The 17,383-nt window shown below is 69.9% G+C and carries 15 protein-coding genes and 3 tRNA genes; 15 read left to right on the forward strand and 3 right to left on the reverse strand.

What is annotated here, in order from left to right; all coding sequences use genetic code 11:
• The 3 genes from ET495_RS01265 (at position 1) to ET495_RS01275 (ending at position 2,415) form a co-directional block, all read left to right on the forward strand.
• On the forward strand, positions 1-1,191 hold the full coding sequence (locus ET495_RS01265) for an acyl-CoA dehydrogenase family protein (RefSeq protein WP_211340886.1): 1,191 nt from the start codon (positions 1-3) through the stop codon (positions 1,189-1,191).
• The gene (locus ET495_RS01270; protein ID WP_211340887.1) at positions 1,188-2,213 is read left to right on the forward strand and encodes a phosphotransferase family protein; all 1,026 of its coding nucleotides are present in this window, start codon (positions 1,188-1,190) and stop codon (positions 2,211-2,213) included. The genes ET495_RS01265 and ET495_RS01270 overlap by 4 nt, the downstream gene beginning before the upstream one ends.
• Before the next feature lie 117 nt (positions 2,214-2,330).
• Positions 2,331-2,415 (forward strand) — tRNA-Leu (locus ET495_RS01275).
• Positions 2,416-2,437: 22 nt separating this feature from the next.
• Here ET495_RS01275 and ET495_RS01280 read toward each other — a convergent pair.
• Positions 2,438-2,917 carry a peroxiredoxin gene (locus ET495_RS01280; RefSeq protein WP_129201981.1) on the reverse strand — a complete coding sequence of 160 codons (480 nt, stop codon included), beginning with the start codon at positions 2,915-2,917 and terminating at the stop codon, positions 2,438-2,440.
• Positions 2,918-3,045: 128 nt separating this feature from the next.
• Here ET495_RS01280 and ET495_RS01285 point away from each other — a divergent pair, with 128 nt between their 5' ends.
• The 6 genes from ET495_RS01285 (at position 3,046) to ET495_RS01310 (ending at position 8,260) form a co-directional block, all read left to right on the forward strand.
• Positions 3,046-3,342, forward strand: a complete 297-nt coding sequence (locus ET495_RS01285; RefSeq protein WP_129205825.1) for a GroES family chaperonin — start codon at positions 3,046-3,048, stop codon at positions 3,340-3,342.
• A 97-nt stretch (positions 3,343-3,439) separates the two neighbouring features.
• Positions 3,440-3,515 (forward strand) — tRNA-Lys (locus ET495_RS01290).
• Positions 3,516-3,837: 322 nt separating this feature from the next.
• Complete coding sequence (locus ET495_RS01295) at positions 3,838-5,586, forward strand: ABC transporter ATP-binding protein (protein WP_129201984.1); 1,749 nt, start codon at positions 3,838-3,840, stop codon at positions 5,584-5,586.
• Complete coding sequence (locus tag ET495_RS01300) at positions 5,583-7,616, forward strand: ABC transporter ATP-binding protein (protein WP_129201986.1); 2,034 nt, start codon at positions 5,583-5,585, stop codon at positions 7,614-7,616. The genes ET495_RS01295 and ET495_RS01300 overlap by 4 nt, the downstream gene beginning before the upstream one ends.
• Before the next feature lie 90 nt (positions 7,617-7,706).
• Positions 7,707-7,782: transfer RNA gene (locus ET495_RS01305), tRNA-Lys, on the forward strand.
• Positions 7,783-7,984: 202 nt separating this feature from the next.
• Positions 7,985-8,260 (forward strand): hypothetical protein, encoded by a 276-nt coding sequence (locus ET495_RS01310; RefSeq protein WP_129201988.1) that lies wholly within the window; start codon positions 7,985-7,987, stop codon positions 8,258-8,260.
• A 1,099-nt stretch (positions 8,261-9,359) separates the two neighbouring features.
• Here ET495_RS01310 and ET495_RS01315 read toward each other — a convergent pair.
• On the reverse strand, positions 9,360-9,653 hold the full coding sequence (locus tag ET495_RS01315; RefSeq protein WP_129201990.1) for a hypothetical protein: 294 nt from the start codon (positions 9,651-9,653) through the stop codon (positions 9,360-9,362).
• Positions 9,654-9,923: 270 nt separating this feature from the next.
• Between ET495_RS01315 and ET495_RS01320 the strand changes: the two genes are divergently transcribed.
• From ET495_RS01320 to dapA, 5 genes are read left to right on the forward strand one after another with little or no spacing between them, the layout of a single operon-like run.
• Positions 9,924-11,168, forward strand: coding sequence for an NAD(P)/FAD-dependent oxidoreductase (locus ET495_RS01320; protein WP_129201992.1), 1,245 nt, complete (start codon positions 9,924-9,926; stop codon positions 11,166-11,168).
• Complete coding sequence (locus ET495_RS19580; RefSeq protein ID WP_129201994.1) at positions 11,165-11,455, forward strand: (2Fe-2S)-binding protein; 291 nt, start codon at positions 11,165-11,167, stop codon at positions 11,453-11,455. Before ET495_RS01320 ends, ET495_RS19580 begins: the two co-directional genes overlap by 4 nt.
• Entirely contained in the window at positions 11,452-12,882 is a 1,431-nt protein-coding gene (locus tag ET495_RS01330) for an NAD(P)/FAD-dependent oxidoreductase (protein ID WP_162616322.1), read from the forward strand. Before ET495_RS19580 ends, ET495_RS01330 begins: the two co-directional genes overlap by 4 nt.
• Before the next feature lie 2 nt (positions 12,883-12,884).
• Positions 12,885-14,417 (forward strand): aldehyde dehydrogenase family protein, encoded by a 1,533-nt coding sequence (locus ET495_RS01335; protein WP_245993388.1) that lies wholly within the window; start codon positions 12,885-12,887, stop codon positions 14,415-14,417.
• Positions 14,418-14,449: 32 nt separating this feature from the next.
• A complete protein-coding gene (gene dapA, locus ET495_RS01340) occupies positions 14,450-15,385 on the forward strand; it encodes a 4-hydroxy-tetrahydrodipicolinate synthase (protein ID WP_129201999.1) in 936 nt (311 codons plus the stop codon).
• A 14-nt stretch (positions 15,386-15,399) separates the two neighbouring features.
• Here the strand turns inward: dapA and ET495_RS01345 are convergent, their stop codons facing one another.
• Positions 15,400-16,341 carry a LysR family transcriptional regulator gene (locus ET495_RS01345; protein ID WP_129202002.1) on the reverse strand — a complete coding sequence of 314 codons (942 nt, stop codon included), beginning with the start codon at positions 16,339-16,341 and terminating at the stop codon, positions 15,400-15,402.
• Between the two features lie 115 nt (positions 16,342-16,456).
• Between ET495_RS01345 and ET495_RS01350 the strand changes: the two genes are divergently transcribed.
• Positions 16,457-17,335: a transporter substrate-binding domain-containing protein gene (locus ET495_RS01350; protein ID WP_129202004.1), complete on the forward strand. Its 879-nt coding sequence runs from the start codon at positions 16,457-16,459 to the stop codon at positions 17,333-17,335.
• Positions 17,336-17,383 lie beyond the last annotated feature (48 nt).

Genomic DNA, 17,383 nt, shown 5'->3' on the forward strand with positions numbered 1-17,383 from the left:
ATGAGCACGGCAGACGACCTGGCCCGGCGCACGCGAGCGTTCGTCGCCGAGCACGTCCTGCCCGTCGACGACACGTACGACGGCGACGTCGTCGCTGCAGGCGGCGACGACCTGCGGCTGCGGCTCCAGGCGAAGGCCCGCGAGGCGGGACTGCTGACACCGCACGGCCCCGTCGAGCACGGCGGCCTCGGCCTGGGCATGGTGGATCGCGCGGCCGTGTTCGAGGAGGCCGGATACTCGCTGTTCGGCCCGCTCGCGCTCAACGTCGCCGCACCCGACGAGGGCAACGTGCACCTGCTCGACAAGGTCGCGCGCGGCACGCAGCGCGAGCGGTACCTGGCGCCGCTGGTGCGCGGGGACGTGCGATCGGCGTTCGCGATGACCGAGCCGGCGCCCGGCGCGGGAGCCGACCCGGCGGCGCTGACCAGCCGGGCGTCCAAGGTCGACGGAGGCTGGCTCCTTGACGCGCACAAGCACCTCATCACCGGGGCCGACGGCGCAGGGTTCTTCATCGTGTTCGCGCGCACGAGCGGCGAGCCCGGTGACAGCGGCGGCGCGACGATGTTCCTCGTGCCCGCCGACCGGGCGGGCATCGAGGTGGTGCGCCACGTCACCACGATGGACGCCTCGATGCTCGGCGGCCACTGCGAGCTGCGACTGCGCGGGGTGTTCGTGCCGGACGAGGACGTGCTGGGCGAGGTCGACCTCGGACTGCGCTACGTGCAGGTGCGACTCGGGCCCGCACGCATGACGCACGTGATGCGCTGGACCGGCGCGGCACGGCGCGCGCACGAGGTCGCGGTGCAGTACGCCGCGTCTCGCACGATGTTCGGCTCCTCGCTCGCCGGGCTCGGCCTGGCGCAGCAGCTCATCGCCGACAACGAGATCGACCTCGCGGCCACCCGCGCCCTGCTCCAGCAGGCGTGCGTGATCCTCGACCAAGGCGGCCGGGCGTCGAAGGAGACGTCCATCGTCAAGACCTTCGCCGCCGAGGCGCTGCACCGCGTGGCCGACCGGGCGATGCAGCTGTGCGGGGGGCTGGGCGTCTCTGCGGACCTCCCCGTCGCGAAGATCGCCCGGGAGATCCGGCCGTTCCGGATCTACGACGGACCCTCCGAGGTACACCGGTGGTCGATCGCCCGACGCGCGGTGCGTGAGATCACCGGCACCCGGACCGGAGGCCCCGCGTGACGGCGTCGCTGGACCCGGGAGCGCTGGCCGCCGTGGCCGACGCCGTCCGGCGCTCGGGGGAGCCGGTCGCCGGCACGATGACGGCCGACCTGATCGCCGCGGGGCGCTCCAACCTCACCTACCGCCTGTCCGACGGCGTGAGCCGGTGGGTGCTGCGCACGCCGCCGCGCACCGGCCGGACGCCCACGGCGCACGACGTCGTGCGCGAGCACCGGATCACACGAGCGCTGCACGGGACCGCGGTGCCGGTGCCGCGTCCCGTGGCGGCGTGCGAGGACGAGACCGTCCTCGGCGTCCCGTTCGCGGTCTGGGAGCTGGTGCCGGGCGCGACGCTGCAGACCAGCGGCGACCTCGACACGGTCGACGACACCGCCGTCGGCCGGATCGTCGACGAGCTGGTGACCGTGCTCGCGGCGCTGCACGCCGTCGACCCCGAGGCGATCGGCCTCGGCGGCCTGGCACGGACCGGTGGCTACGCGGAGCGCCAGCTGCGGCGATGGTCCGGGCAGTGGGAGCTCGTCGGCCCCCCGCAGTGGCACACGCTCGCGGGCGAGGTGACGGCGGGCCTGCGCGAGCACCTGCCGCAGCAGGTCAGGACGGGCGTCGTCCACGGCGACTACCGCGTCGACAACACCCTCGTCGACCTGTCCCGGTGCCGCATCTCCGCCGTCGTCGACTGGGAGCTGGCCACGTTGGGCGACCCGACCGCCGACCTGGCGATGATGTGCGCCTACCGGGACCCCGCGTTCGACCTCATCGTGGGGGAACCGGCGGCGTGGACCAGCACCCGGCTGCCCCCGCCGGACGCGCTGGCGGAGTCGTACGAGGCGGTGGCGGGGGTCGAGCTCCACGGGTGGGCGCAGCACCTGGCGCTCGCGGCGTTCAAGATCGCGGTCATCGCCGCCGGGATCGCGCACCGTGCGCGCACGGGAGCCGCATCGGGCCCGGGTTTCGCGACGGCGGCGCAGGCGGTCGGACCCTACCTCCACAAGGCTCGCGACCATCTGCGTGGCCGCCAGTAGTCGGTCTCTCGCGGCGGGCGCGGTCAGAGCGGCGGGCGCGCTGGAACCTGCACCGTCTGCGACGCGCACGACGACGGCGGCGTGACCTGCCCGGTTCCGCCTAGAATGGCCCGGCTAGCCGGAGTGGTGGAACTGGCAGACACGCGGCGCTTAGGTCGCCGTGCCTCGCGGCGTGCGGGTTCGAGTCCCGCCTTCGGCACCAGCAGTCGACCCTCGGTCGGCCCTCAGCCGATCCGCAGCGCCTTGCGCAGCCGGGCCACGTGCCCGGTGGCCTTGACGTTGTACTGCGCCAGCGCGACGGTGCCGTCGGGCGCCACGACGACGGTCGACCGGATGATCCCCGTGACGTCCTTGCCGTAGAGCTTGCGCACGCCCCACGCGCCGTAGGAGTCCGCGACGGCGTGGTCGGCGTCGGATGCCAGAGGGAACGTCAGCAGGTCGCGCTCCGCGAACCGGGCGAGCTTGTCGACGCCGTCGGGAGAGACCCCGACGACGGCGTAGCCGGCGCCCTGCAACGACGCCAGCGAGTCGCGGAAGTCGCACGCCTCGGTGGTGCAGCCGGGCGTCATCGCAGCCGGGTAGAAGTAGACGACGACGCCGCGCCGGCCGGGGACGGCGAGCGCGGCGGCCAGCGCAACCTCACCGCCGTCGGACGTCGGGAGGATGAAGGGCGGGGCGACGTCGCCGGCGGCGAGACGGGGCACGGGAACTCCTCTGTGCACGGGGACAAGCAGACACCGAGCCTAGCGACCCTGGCGCCGTCGTCTAGCGTTGGCTCGTGAGCACCACGGAGCCGGCCTCGACGGCCACCACCCCGAGCATCCCGATCCGCATGCTGTTCGACAGGCTGCTCGTGCAGCCCGAGGTTGACGCGTCGGAACGGCAGTCGTCCGCCGGCCTCGTCATCCCGGCGACGGCGGTGGGCCCCAAGCGGCTCGCCTGGGCCGTCGTCGTGGTCAAGGGCGAGCATGTGCGGCAGGTCGCCGTGGGCGACCGCGTGCTGTTCGACCCCGAGGAGCGCGCCGAGGTGGAGGTGGGCGGCACCGACTACGTGCTGCTGCGGGAGCGCGACGTCCACGGCGTGAGCCAGCGGCAGGAGGCCACCGAGGCGACCGGGCTGTACCTCTGACGTCCGCTCGGTGTGGTCTGTCACCGAGGTCACAGGCGCGAGGGGCGCATCGGTTTCTCTGCTCGCCTGAAGGGCTGGTAACGTATCCCCTCGTTGCGCGCCATTAGCTCAATTGGCAGAGCAGCTGACTCTTAATCAGCGGGTTCGGGGTTCGAGTCCCTGATGGCGCACCACACTGGCAAGGCCCTCGTCCGAGAACGGGCGAGGGCCTTCGTCGTTCCGGGGTCCGGTGGAGGGCCAGCGGCGGGTTAGCGGCACGGAGCGGCGCCCTGACGATGAGGTCGAGTCGCCGTCGTCTCCCGCCGAGATCCGCACCCGCAGCCAGGCGTCCCGTCACCCGGAGCCAACCTCCGCGGAGAACGCTTGAGCCGGTGGGATATTGCGTTGGCCGCTTCGATCGCACACGTTTACGCTCGTGCGGCACTCCGACGACGGCCAGCGCCACGCGGCCGCCCGCGGTGCCTCGCACCGACGATCCTCCTGGAGACGACTCTCGTGCTACGACAACTGCTCTGGCGCTTCTTGCGCCCCTATCGATGGCACCTGGTCGGCGTGCTGGTGTTCCAGTTCCTCGCCGCGCTGGGGATGCTCTACCTGCCGAGCCTCAACGCCGACATCGTGGACCAGGGCGTCGCCCTGGGGGACACGGACTACATCTGGCGCACGGGCGGGCTGATGCTCGCCGTCTCGCTGGGGCAGATCGTCGCGGCCGTCATCGCCACACGGTTCGCCGCGCAGGCCTCGATGGCGCTGGGCCGTGACGTGCGCGACGCCGTGTACGCGCGCGTGAGCGGGTTCTCGGAGCGTGAGGTGTCGAAGTACGGCGCCGGTTCGCTCATCACGCGCAACACCAACGACGTCCAGCAGGTCCAGATGCTCGCGATGCTGGGGTCGACGATGCTGGTCAGCGCGCCGCTGCTGGCCGTCGGCGGGATCATCATGGCCCTGCGGCAGGACGTGAAGCTCTCCTGGCTGATCGCCGTCTCGGTGCCTGCGCTGCTGCTCATCGCCGGCCTGATCGTCAGCCGCATGGTGCCGCTGTTCCGGTCCTACCAGCTCAAGCTCGACGCCGTGAACCGCATCATGCGCGAGCAGTTGACCGGCGTGCGCGTCGTGCGGGCGTTCGTGCGCGAGGTCATCGAGGCCGAGCGCTACCGCATCGCGAACACCGACATCATGGTCGTGGGCCGCAAGGTCGGGTCGCTGTTCGTGGCGATGTTCCCCGTCGTGATGCTGGTCCTCAACGTCACGATCATGGGTGTCATCTGGTTCGGCTCGATCGAGGTCGACGCCGGACGGGTGCAGATCGGCACGCTGCTGGCGTTCATGCAGTACGTGGGCCAGATTCTCATGGGCGTGCTCATGGCCACGTTCATGACGGTGATGATCCCGCGCGCCGCGGTGTCGGCCGAGCGCATCAGCGAGGTGCTCGACGAGACGTCGACGCTGGTCGAGTCCACCGATCCGGTGCGGACGCTGCCCGAGCCGGGGACCGTCGAGTTCGACGCCGTGACCTTCACCTTCCCGGGTGCCGAGGTGCCCGTCCTGTCGGACCTGAGCTTCCGGGTCCGCCGGGGGCAGACGGTCGCCGTCGTCGGGTCGACCGGCGCGGGCAAGACGACGCTCATCTCCCTGGTCGCCCGCCTGATCGACGCAACGTCGGGCGCGGTGCGCGTGGGCGGCGTCGACGTGCGCGACCTCGAGCTGGAGACGCTGTGGTCGGGCATCGGCCTGGTACCGCAGCGTCCGTTCCTGTTCGCGGGCACCGTCGCGTCCAACGTGCGCCTCGGGCGCGAGGACGCGACGGACGACGAGGTGTGGCAGGCGCTCGAGATCGCGCAGGCCGCCAGTTTCGTGCGTGCCATGGAGGGCGGGCTTGACGCACGCATCTCCCAGGGCGGCACGACCGTCTCGGGCGGTCAGCGTCAGCGGCTCGCGATCGCGCGTGCCGTGCTGCGCCGCCCCGCCCTGCTCGTGCTCGACGACTCGTTCTCGGCACTCGACGTCGCCACGGACGCGCGGCTGCGCCAGGCACTGTGGCGTGAGCTGCCGGAGGTGACCAAGCTCGTCGTCGCGCAGCGCGTGTCGACCGTGACCGACGCCGACGCGATCCTCGTGCTCGAGGACGGCCGCCTGGCCGGGATGGGCACGCACGAGGAGCTGCTGGCGACCAACCAGACGTACCGCGAGATCGCGGAGTCCCAGCTCACCGTTTCCGCGAGTGCAGGGGAGGCCGGCGCATGAGCGAGCGGATCACCGGCAAGACAGCGACCGGCCAGGAGCCGGAGCTGACGGACGAGGAACGGCTCGAGATCGAGCTCGGCGAGCAGGCGCGCATCGCGGCCGACTCGTGGGACTCGGTCGCGCCCGGCAAGGCCGACAACTTCAAGGCCGCGTTCTTCCGCATGCTGGGCCTGCTGTCCCCGCACAAGACCGCGCTCGTCGTCGTGACGATCATGGGCGTGGCGAGCGTCGTGCTCACCGTGTGGGCGCCCCGCATCCTCGGGCGTGCGACGGACGTCGTCTTCACGGGCTTCGTGTCGCGCCAGCTCGGCGGGCAGGTGCCCGAGGGCACCACGCAGGACCAGGTCGTCGAAGGGCTGCGCGCCGCCGGCCAGGACCGGTTCGCCGACATGATCGCGGCGATGGACCGGTTCGTGCCGGGTGCGGGCATCGACTTCGACCGCCTCGGCCAGCTCCTGATGTTCGTGCTCGTGCTGTACGTGGTCTCGGCGCTGCTGGGCTGGGCGCAGGGGTTCATCATCAACGTCGTCATGGTCAAGGCCATGTGGCGGCTGCGCGAGCAGGTCGAGGAGAAGATCAACCGCCTGCCGCTGGCCTACTTCGACCGCGTGCAGCGCGGCGAGCTCATCTCACGCGTCACCAACGACATCGACAACATCACCCAGACCATGCAGCAGTCGCTGTCGGGCGCGCTGACCGCCGTTCTGACCGTGATCGGTGTGCTGGTCATGATGTTCTCCCTCTCGTGGCAGCTCGCGCTCGTCTCGCTCGTGGCGCTGCCGCTCATGGGTGTCGTGTTCGGCGTCATCGGCCCCAAGTCGCAGAAGGCGTTCGGCATCCAGTGGCGCAAGGTCGGGCGGCTCAACGCCCGGGTCGAGGAGTCGTTCTCCGGGCACGCCCTCGTCAAGGTCTTCGGCCGCCGGGGCGACTTCCAGGCGCGGTTCCACCAGGACAACCAGGAGCTGTACGAGGCGTCGTTCAAGGCCCAGTTCCTCTCGGGCGTCATCTGGCCCGCGATGTCGTTCGTCGGCAATCTGTCGTACGTCGGCATCGCCGTGCTCGGCGGGCTCATGGTCGCCGGGGGGTCGATGACGCTGGGCAGCGTCCAGGCGTTCATCCAGTACGCCCAGATGTTCACGCAGCCGCTGTCGCAGCTCGGCGGCATGGTCGCCGTCGTCCAGTCCGGGACGGCGTCGGCCGAGCGCGTGTTCCAGCTCCTCGACGAGCCCGAGCAGGAGCCCGACGCCGACGACGCGCCCTCGCCCGTCGAGGGCGACGGCACCATCACGTTCGAGCACGTCGAGTTCTCCTACAGCCCGGACAAGCCGCTCATCCGCGACCTGTCCTTCACCGTCCACCCGGGCCAGACGGTCGCGATCGTCGGTCCTACCGGGGCCGGCAAGACGACGCTGGTCAACCTGCTCATGCGGTTCTACGACCCGCAGGGCGGGCGCATCCTCGTCGACGGGCAGGACGTCGCCGAGCTCACGCGCCACGACGCCCGCGCCCGCACCGGCATGGTGCTGCAGGACACGTGGCTGTTCGCCGGGACCATCCGGGAGAACATCCGCTACGGCCGCCAGTCGGCGACCGACGAGGAGGTGCTCGACGCCGCCCGTGCGACGTACGTGGACCGGTTCGTCCACTCGCTGCCGCACGGGTACGACACCATGCTCGAGGAGGACGCCGCGAACCTGTCGGCGGGGGAGCGGCAGCTCGTGACGATCGCGCGCGCATTCGTCTCCCAGCCGTCGATCCTCATCCTCGACGAGGCCACGAGCTCCGTCGACACCCGCACCGAGAAGCTGCTCCAGCACGCCATGGCGTCGCTGCGCAGCGGGCGGACGTCGTTCGTCATCGCACACCGTCTGTCGACGATCCGCGACGCGGACCTCATCCTCGTGATGGAGCACGGCGACATCGTCGAGCAGGGCACGCACGAGGAGCTCCTTGAGCGGCGCGGTGCCTACCACGCCCTGTACCAGTCGCAGTTCTCCGGGGCCTTCGAGGAAGAGCCGGAGCTCGCCTGAGAGGTGCCGGACCACCGGGCCTCCGGCGGCGGCGCGTGCCGCCACGGCGATGCACGAACCGCCGCCGGAGCCTGGTAATCTTCTCCGCGCGCGCCATTAGCTCAATAGGCAGAGCAGCTGACTCTTAATCAGCGGGTTCGGGGTTCGAGTCCCTGATGGCGCACCACACCGCGAGGGCCCTCGTTCGAAAGCGAACGGGGGCCTTCGTCGTACCAGGCTGGCAGCGGCTTGAGATGGGGTTGCCTACCGCGGCGCGGCGCGGCGCGGTGGTGCCGCGTGGTCGGGCTGGCATCCGTGGGGTCTCGGGCTCGCGGTTTCTGGGTGGGGTTGGGCCGGCTTGCGACAGTCTTCCCGGCGGTGCGCCGTCTGTGACGGTCGCGGGCATCGTTGCTGGCGAGGCAGGGGCGGTTCCGGGTTCTGTCGCGGGTCAGGTGGTGCTGGAGACTGCGGTGGCCGCGCACCGGGTCGCGGTCGGTCAGGTTGCCGTGCTGGCACGGGACGAGATCATGAGCGGAGGTTCGGTCGGGACCACGCTGGATGAGGTCGGGCCGCTTCCCGCCCGCCCTGGCGACGCATCGATCATCGACGATGCTCGAGAATGGATCGGAGACGTCAACCCGAACTTCCACCTCGGAGGAGAGTGAGCGGAAAACTACGGGTCGTGTGCGCACTCGACACATGACGCTCTCGGCGGGGCGCCCGTTCGGCCAGCTATTGACTACACCGACAGTATTGACGAGATGGCCGAGGCGATCGGTCGCCCTCAGGTCCAGATGTCCCCGAAAGAGATCGAGTCCGCGCTGATCGCGGTCCAGATGAGCCCGGCCACTGGTTCAACGCCGCCTACGATGGAGACCGAGTCAGGACGGTAGACGGTCAGGGCGGACGGATCAGCGGATGGCCGCCCGACATGGGCAACGGCGCAAACTGGGATGCCGCGGCCTCTTCTGGAGGGGATTGACGATGACGGAGATTACGAGTCTCGAGGCCGGACTCACATACATTAGTGAAATGATGGGTATACCTCCGGAGGCTCTGAACGCTCTCGAATACTCGGGGCTCGAGGGGAGTGCTTCTTCTGTTTCGAGCGCATTCGTGGTGGCCTTGGATACCTGGTCGACCGGGACGGCTCAATCCTCACTGTCGCGTTCTGGGATACAAGAGAGCAGACAATTGAAGCTTGGCGCTCAGGCAAGCGGCTGAGTCCGGAGGAAGTCTCCGCATTGCAGGTCCACCGCCGCCGTCAGTACGACCCGAGCCGCCGTCGTCCGTGGGAGCGTTGAGTACGCACCTCGCGCGCTGCTTCGGTCACGAGACCCGTGGCCCGTGACAGGCTCGCGATCGGCCAGGCATCCGTGGTCGTGTCTGCACGCGCGCCTCTGCTGATCGTGTGCGACCAGGCGAGGCCGGTGCACGCTGAACTGCCCGCAGGCTCAACACCCGAGTCGTCTGAGGCCGCCATCGTCGTTCACTCCGTGGCGACGACATGACCCGGACTTCAGGGTGTGATCCTTCGAGGCTGGACTGCGGACTGCTCGCGGAATGACGGGAGCGCTCGCCGCCACCGTTGCTTGCTCGTCGTCGATGCCGCTTAGGGCCCGCTCGGCCCTGACGCCGTCGACGTGGACATCGCCGAGCTGGCCGACGGCGGGCCGGCCTCCGTGCGTCGGCGAGTGCTGGCGCGGCGCGGTCGCCCGGCACGCCGCGTGGCAGCGCCCGGCGAAGGCATCGCGGCGCCTCGCGTTACGACGTCGCGTGCGGTCCGTCTTCGTCGTGGGCTACCGAACGACGGGCCGGGCGTTCCCCGTCACGGAGACGGTGTCCGTGGCCCGCCGGTGCGGCTGTCCGCCACTGGTTCGCGTGCTCCCACAACGGGCCTTGGCCCGGTTCGTCGGTGGACAGCAGGTCGCCGGACTGGAACCCGTCCTCCCAGCCGTCCGCGAACCGCAGCAGGGTCTCGTGCTGCCCGTCCAGGGGGCGGCCCAGGCGCGCGACGGCGGCGGCGATGGCCTCGTCGTCCGCGCCCAGGTGCGGCACGGACAGCGGGTAGATGTCCGGGGCGACCTGGGTGATCCGCAGGGACGACCGGCCGCCGCCCGCGCCCGCTCGGCCGTGTTCGGCTGCGCCTGGAAGAGCCGCGTCAGGGAAGCACGGAAATCATCCGCGGGGAAGAGTCGCAATACGCATGGTGAATCACTGGGATCGACTCGGTTGCACCCATGTGTGGTGCTCCTCCTTACTCTCGGATCAGGTCGACGGTCTTGTCCTCGTCCGGCGACGTGGGCTCCAACACCCGTAGAAGGTTCCATGTCAAACTTCGCAAGATCGGCAACGCGAGACCCGGACGTGGTCGTTCTCGGTGCCGGAATCATCGGCGCCGCAATTGCGCGAGAGCTGACAGTGGCGGGCGTGAATGTCACCGTTATCGAGGCTCGCCGAGCGTGTGCCGGAAGCTCGGGTCGATGCGACGGAAACCTGCTCGTCCAGACCAAGGCGGATCGCGAGGGTGTCGCGATCATGAAGCGGAGCCTCGAGGGATACCGGTCTTGGGCTCGGGTCCTGGACACGGATCTGCGGTTCCACGAGCGGGGCAGCCTGGTCTTCTACACCGATGAGGCGCAGGCTGCGGCGGGGCGTGACCGCGTTGGCTGGCTGCAGTCCGTCGGTGTTCGAGCCGAGTACCTCGACGAGGGGGAGCTGCGCGAGCGCGAGCCTGCTCTGGACGGCCCTGTCGTCGCGGGCATCGACTGCCATGACGACGCCTCCGTCTATCCGCCGGCCGTCGTGTTCGGCCTCCTCGCCGACGCCGTGGCTCGGGGGGCGACCTTGATGTCCGGGGTTGGTGCGCGGCGAGTGCTGACCAGCAAGGACAACCGCGTGCTGGGCGTCGACACGGACCAGGGAGTCGTGCGCGCGCGATGGGTGGTCAACGCGATGGGCCTGTGGTCGGCCGACCTCGCGGTCGACGGAGGTCCGCCGATCCCGATCCGGCCTCGTCAAGGAGTGCTGCTGGTGACGGAGCGGGCGCACGGCCTCCTGCGGCGAGCCGTGTCGGAGGCCAAGTACATGACGTTGCGCGAGGGTGCTTCGAACGACCGTTACGAGGCACCTGTGACGACGGCGGAGCCGACGGCCGCGGGCAACGTGCTTCTGGGTAGCTCGCGGCGATTTGTGGGCCACGACCTCGAGGTCGACCCGGCGCTGGTGCGTGCGATCGCGGCGCGCGCGGTCCGCTTCATGAGCGTTCTCGGTGACGTCAAGGTCGTCCGGTCCTTTGCTGGGCTCCGTCCGTGGACCCCCGACAATCACCCGGTCATCGGGGGCACCAGTGGTGCGAGCGGATATCTGCTGGCCACGGGTCATGAAGGCGAGGGGATTGGCCTTGCTCCGGTGACGGCCGAGCTGATCGCATCCATTGTCACGGGAGCCCGAATTGACAACGAGCTGACCGAGGCACTCCGCCGTTTTGACCCTGATCGCTTTCGCGGGAAAGACGTCGGCGAGTGGAGCCGTTCCGGCGGCCGCGTCCGGGCCGTGGACGTGACGTCATGACGTGCGGCGCGATCCTGGGATATGCGGAGCCCACGGCCAGGATCACTATCGACGGGCGAGAGCGCCAGGTGGCGCGGGGAATCACCGTGGCCGCGGCGCTCCTTTGCGATCTCGATGGCGAGTTCCGGAGAGCCGCTTCCGGAGGTGCGCCACGTTCGGTCTTCTGCGGTATGGGGAGCTGCTACAACTGCGCGGTCTGGATCGACGGCAGACGGACCATCCGCGCCTGTCTGACGCCGGTCGCAGACGGGATGGTCGTCGAGACGCGACGGGAGGTCGCGTCGTGACCGGGCCGGAGGCGGGCGAACGCGACTACGACGTCGTGGTCATCGGCGCGGGTCCGGCCGGTCTTGCCGCGGCCGAGGTCTCGGCGCGCTCCGGCCTGAGCGTCTTGCTGGTTGACGAGAACGAGGACGTCGGGGGACAGATTCTGCGTCGGCGGCTTCCGCGCCCGGGCTGCTCGCCTGCCGGGGCTGTCGTCCCGGCAGGAGTGACGTTCCTGAACCGCACGACGTGCGTCGGCATTCATCCCGGGTTCATGGTCTCGCTGGACGTCGCGGGAAAGGGGCGGGCATCGTCGGCGAGAGCCGTCGTCGTCGCGACGGGCGCGGTCGAACAGGTGTTCCCGGTCCCAGGGTGGACGACGCGAGGCGTCATGACGGCCGGTGCGGCGCAGACGCTGCTCAAGGGGAGCGGCGTGTTCCCGTTCCGGGCTCCCGTCGTGGCCGGGACCGGGCCCCTGCTCCTCGCCACCGCGAGTCAGCTCATTCGTGCCGGCGTGTCGGTCAGGGCGATCGTCGAGGCCAGCACACCGCGCCCAGGACTGCGCGACCTGGCGGGGCTGGCGCGGGGAGGGCGCACGCTGGTCGAGGGCGCCGGCTACGTCAAGGACATCCTGTCCGCCCGGGTGCCGATCCTGTCCGGTTACGCCGTCACCGAGGTGCGCGGTGGTCGCGCGGTCGAGGCCGTCGACGTCCGCAAGGTCGACCGGAGCTGGCACGTCGTCGCGGAAGGCTCGCGCCGGTCTATCGAGTGCGACAGCCTGCTGCTCAACCAGGGCTTCTCGTCCTCGACCGACCTGGTGACGCAGGCAGGCGCCGACCTCGACTGGGATGCGCGCGCTCGCGTGTGGCTGCCCTGGCGGTCCGCGGAGCTCGCGACGACCGTCCCGGGCTTGTACGCGGTGGGGGACTGCGCCGGTGTCGGCGGCCGTGAGCTGGCCGCCGTCGAGGGCGAGCTTGCGGGTCTGGCGGTTGCCGTCGCGGCGGGGCGTGCGGAAGGAGCGGAGGCTGCTCGGCGCAAGGCTGAGCGCCGGCGTCGGCAGCTCCTGCGGTTCCGTCGGAGCCTGGACCCGATGTTCCGGACCGGAGACGGCGTGACGACGTGGCTGACCCCCGACACGATCGTGTGCCGCTGCGAGAACGTCAGTGCGCGGACGGTCTCGGCCGTCGCGGGGGTGGGTGCCGGGTCGATCGCGAGCGTCAAGCTGGGAACTCGCGCCGGTATGGGGCTGTGTCAGGGCCGCACGTGCCGGCACGTCGTGCAGGCGATGCTCGACGCCTCCGCAGGAGTCCCGCCCACCGCCATCCCTGACGAGCCGCCGCGAGGGCGGTTCCCGATCCGGCCCGTGTCCGTCGACGTCCTTGCCCACGACGGCCCGTCGGCCCGGCACGCAGAGGTCTCACCCGAGCCAGATGAGGAGTCAGTCACGTGACCATGCCCCCCGTCATCGAGACGAGCGCGGCCCCCACGGTGGTGCTGCCCGAAGAGGACGCCGGTCGATCCGTGGTCGCGGCTCGGCTTGACGTCGAGACCTGCCGCCACCTCATCGACGGGCAGGAGGTGCCCGCCTCGGACGGAGGATGGATCGACACCATCGACCCCGCGTCGGGGCGGCGCATCGCGTCCGTCGCTCGTGGCACGCCCGCCGACGTCGATGCCGCCGTGCGGGCGGCCAGGAAGGCGTTCCGTGAGGTCTGGTTCGACACCTCCGCCGTCGAGCGGGGCCGGCTCCTGCAGTCGGCGTCGCGCCGACTGCTGGAGCTGGACGACGATCTGGCCGCGCTGGAGACCCTGGACTGCGGAAAGCCTCTGAGCCAGGCTCGGGCCGACGTGCATCTCGCAGCCCGGTACCTCGAACTCTTCGGGAACGCTGCCGCCTCGGTGCACGGCGAGCAGATTCCCGTCAGCCCGCATCTCCTTGACGTCGCGCAGCGCCAGCCCTACGGCGTCTCGGGGCAGATCAACGCCTGGAACTTCCCGGTGAACATGGCCGCGCGCTCCGTCGGAGCAGCGCTCGCCGCGGGCAACACCGTCGTCGTCAAGACGCCGGAGCTTGCTCCCTTGTCGACCCTGGTCCTGGGCCGGGTCCTCCTCGACGTCGGGGTGCCTGCCGGCGTGGTCAACGTCGTCCATGGCCTGGGCTCGGTGGCAGGCGAGGCGCTGAGCTCCCATCCGGACGTCGACATCCTGACGTTCACGGGCTCGGTACGGACGGGTGCCCGCGTCGCCGCCCGTGCGGCGGCGAACGTGACGCCCTGCGTCATGGAGCTTGGTGGCAAGTCGCCGGTCATCGTGTACCCCGACGCGGACATCGAGAAGGCCGCGGAGCAGCTCGCGCGCGGCTTCGTCGAGGCCAACGGGCAGAGCTGCGACCTGCCGTCCCTGCTCCTGGTCCATGCCGACGTGCAGCGCCGGTTCGTCGATCACCTCGTCGGCGTCGTCAGGACCATGACGATCGGTCCCGGGATGGCAGACCCGGACGTGTCCGCGGTGATCAGCCGGGCCCAGCTCGACCGCATCACCGGTCTTGTGGAGGGCGCGGTCCGCGAGGGTGCGCGCGTCGCCGTCGGCGGAGGCCGTGCGGACGCTCCTGGCCTCGACGGCGGCCACTTCTTCCGGCCGACGGTGCTGACCGGCGTCACCCCGTCCATGCGCGTCGCCCGCGAGGAGATCTTCGGGCCGGTGCTGAGCGTCGTGGCGTTCGACGACGCCGACGACGTCGCCGCCCTGGCCAACGGTTCGGACTTCGGGCTGGCGGCGTTCGTGTGGACTCGGGACGTCGGGCGTGCGCTCTCGCTGGCGCGTTCCGTGGACGCCGGCCAGGTCTACGTCAACTGTCTGAGCTCGGGTGACGGCCCCATGCTCCCGTTCGGGGGTTTCAAGAACAGCGGATACGGGAGGGAGAAGGGTGTCGCGGCCCTGACGACGTACACGCAGGTGAAGAACATCTGCATCTCGATGGAGTGACTCGCTCCCCTTCGGTGAGGGTGGTATCCCTGATGGACGCAACGACAAGCACGGACTTCGGACGGATCCTGACCGCGATGGTCACGCCGTTCAGGAACGACAGCACGCTGGACGTCGACGCGGCTCAAGGCCTGGCGCGGTACCTCACGCGAACGGGCTGGAACGACGGGCTCGTGGTGAACGGGACGACGGGTGAGTCGATCACGACGTCGGACGTTGAGAAGCGCGCGGTGATCGAGGCGGTCGTGGACGCCGTCGACCCGAGCGTGAAGGTCGTCGCCGGGGTCGGGACCGCCGACACGCGGCACAGCGTGGAGCTCGCGCACCAGGCGGAAGCGGCCGGCGCGGCCGGGCTCCTCGTGGTCACGCCCTACTACTCCCGGCCATCGCAGCGCGGGCTCGTCGACCACTTCCGCGCGATTGCCGACGCGACGTCGCTGCCGGTCATGCTCTACGACATCCCGAAGCGTGCCGGCGTGGGCATCGACGCCGGCACGGTCGCACTGCTGTCCGAACACCCGAGGATCACGGCTCTGAAGGATGCTCGGGGTGATCTCGAGTTCAGCTCCTGGGTCCTTCGTGAGACCGACCTTCGGGTCTACAGCGGCGACGACGCGCTGAACCTGCCGTTCCTCGCGATCGGTGCCAGCGGGTTCGTCAGTGTGGTGGGTCACTTCGTCGCGGATCGCCTGCGGCAGATGCAGGAGGCGTACGCGCGGGGCGACGTCGTCGCCGCGCAGGAGATCCACGTCGGCCTGCTGCCGGTGTTCCGTGCGGTGTTCCGCCACCCAGGTGTGGCGACCACCAAGGCAGGCCTGGGGGCGTTGGGCATGCCCGTGGGGCCGACGAGGGCGCCGATGGCGGGGCTGACGATCGGCGAGACCGCAGCGCTCATGGCAGACCTGCGCGACGCGGGGGTCGAGTCGGCTCTGCGCGTCCTGGTCGGGTCGAGCGGTACCACTCGGTGAGACTCGCGGTGCGCTCACTCCGGCTCGTCGGCGTTCCCGTTGTGGAACGTCGCGAGTCCGATGCCGAACTCCCGGATCAGGGGTGTGGCGCGCTGGCGCTTCCAGGCGACGTGGAGGTCGAAGCGCAGTGGCTTGCCCGCTGCGTCCACGACCGCGCGCCGACGGAGGTTGAAGCCCCTCATGATCGCCGTGTTCCCGAAGACGGCCACGCCGAGGCCGGCCTCCGCCATCGCGGCGAGCGTCTGGCCGGCGCTGCACTCGTACGCGATCTCGGGCTGGAGGAGCGATGCTTCCATCGCGCCGACAACGAGGTCTGTCGACGGGAAGCCGTCGCCGTTGAGCAACAGCGGCACGCGGGCCAGCTCGCCGACCGCGATGGCGTCTGAGGTGTGGAACAGCCGATGGCCCGGGGGTGCGTAGGCGTGGACCTGAACGCTCATGACGCGAAGGCTCTCGAACGAACGCGAGGGATACGCCGAGATCACCGCGACATCGCAGTCGCCGTTGTCGAGGCGGATGGCGAGCCCGACGTCACCGTCTTCCACGGCGGTCAACCTGACGTCGCGGTGCCGCGGTACCCATTGTGTGAGGTAGGGGGAGAGAAGCGTTCGTGCAGAAGTCGCAGTTGCACCGATGTGCAGATGCTGCTCGCCTGGGGCGGCGACATCACGCTGAAGAGCGCTGACGGCGTCGAGGACGCGACGCGAACTCGTAATCAACGCCTCGCCGTGTTCGGTCAAGGTCGTTCCGCGCGGGCCCCGGACCAGCAACGGAACGCCCAATCTCGCTTCAAGGCGGGCAACGACGCGCGTCAACGACGGCTGGGAGACGAACAGTTGGCTCGCAGCGGCCCGAAGGCTCCCGGAACGTGCAATCGCGAGGAAGAAACGGATGTCGCTCAACGAGAGATCGCTCGGCGCGCCAGCCTCGTGTGATACACCAAGAGCATCGCTCATGACAAGAGCGTAGCACCAGCATCGGTGTCCGCTCCTAGCATATGAGGTACTCGCTCGCGGGCGAGTGGACTGCCCGCTCAATTGTCGGGACGAACGTCAAGGGAGACGAGTCGACATGGATAAGGCAACGCGAGTCAAGCGCCTGGTCGCAGGCGCTTCGATAGTCATGGTCGCTTCATTGCTCGGCGCTTGCGGTCTCATTGGCGGTGGGCGAGGGGGAGGTTCCGAGTCGGGGGAGACGAACAGTTCTCTGGCCCGAATCCAGAAATCCGGCGAGTTGCGTTACGGCGTCATTGTCGGTGAGGAGCCCGGGTTCATCAGGGCCGACGACGGTGAATGGACAGGGTACCTGGCGGACACGGCCCAGCTCATTGCCAAGCAGCTTGACCTGAAGCCGGTTCCCGTGGAGACCACCTGGGGGAACATGGCGCTCGATCTCCAGGCCAACAAGATCGACATCGCCGTGGGCGCCCAGCCGACAGGCGAGCGGGCGCTGGTCGTCGACTACACGACCCACCCGCTCTACACCAACTACTTCAGCATCATCGTCACGTCCGACCAGTTCGACCGCGCCAACTGGACGGAGCTCAACACCGACGGCGTCACCGTCGGGGTCCAGACGGGGGACTCGACGATCCAGCCGCTCAAGCAGTTCGCCCCTGCGGCGAAGACCCTGGACTTCGACAGCCGCGACAAGAACCTCCTCGCGCTCGAGGCCGGGCACGTGGACGCCTCCGCGAACACGCTGCTCAACGCGCTCATGGCGTCCAAGTCGCGCACGGACATGAATGCACACGTCGTCGTGCCGGAACCGCTGGTGGCCGCGCCGAGCGCGGCGATGGTCGCGCGCAGCACGGACCAGGCGTTCCTCAAGGCGGTCGACGCCGTGGTCTGGAACCTCAATTCCTCGGGCCAGATTCGCTCCGCGATTCTCGAGCACCTGAAGACCTACGGGATCACCGAGGCAGACCTGCCCATGAACGCCACCCTGTGAATCTGGCGGGCGGCCGACGGCACGTGGTCGTCCCGGAAAGGAACCGCA

Origin of the sequence: Xylanimonas allomyrinae (assembly GCF_004135345.1) — a bacterium.
GTDB lineage: Bacteria > Actinomycetota > Actinomycetes > Actinomycetales > Cellulomonadaceae > Xylanimonas > Xylanimonas allomyrinae.

Coding starts and splice junctions, on each gene's coding strand:
- ET495_RS01335 (WP_245993388.1), top strand. CDS start 12,885: ATGCCCCCCGTCATCGAGACGAGCGCGGCCCCCACGGTGGTGCTGCCC.
- ET495_RS01345 (WP_129202002.1), bottom strand. CDS start 16,341: ATGAGCGATGCTCTTGGTGTATCACACGAGGCTGGCGCGCCGAGCGAT.
- ET495_RS01265 (WP_211340886.1), top strand. CDS start 1: ATGAGCACGGCAGACGACCTGGCCCGGCGCACGCGAGCGTTCGTCGCC.
- ET495_RS19580 (WP_129201994.1), top strand. CDS start 11,165: ATGACGTGCGGCGCGATCCTGGGATATGCGGAGCCCACGGCCAGGATC.
- ET495_RS01300 (WP_129201986.1), top strand. CDS start 5,583: ATGAGCGAGCGGATCACCGGCAAGACAGCGACCGGCCAGGAGCCGGAG.
- ET495_RS01285 (WP_129205825.1), top strand. CDS start 3,046: ATGCTGTTCGACAGGCTGCTCGTGCAGCCCGAGGTTGACGCGTCGGAA.
- ET495_RS01320 (WP_129201992.1), top strand. CDS start 9,924: ATGTCAAACTTCGCAAGATCGGCAACGCGAGACCCGGACGTGGTCGTT.
- dapA (WP_129201999.1), top strand. CDS start 14,450: ATGGACGCAACGACAAGCACGGACTTCGGACGGATCCTGACCGCGATG.
- ET495_RS01350 (WP_129202004.1), top strand. CDS start 16,457: ATGGATAAGGCAACGCGAGTCAAGCGCCTGGTCGCAGGCGCTTCGATA.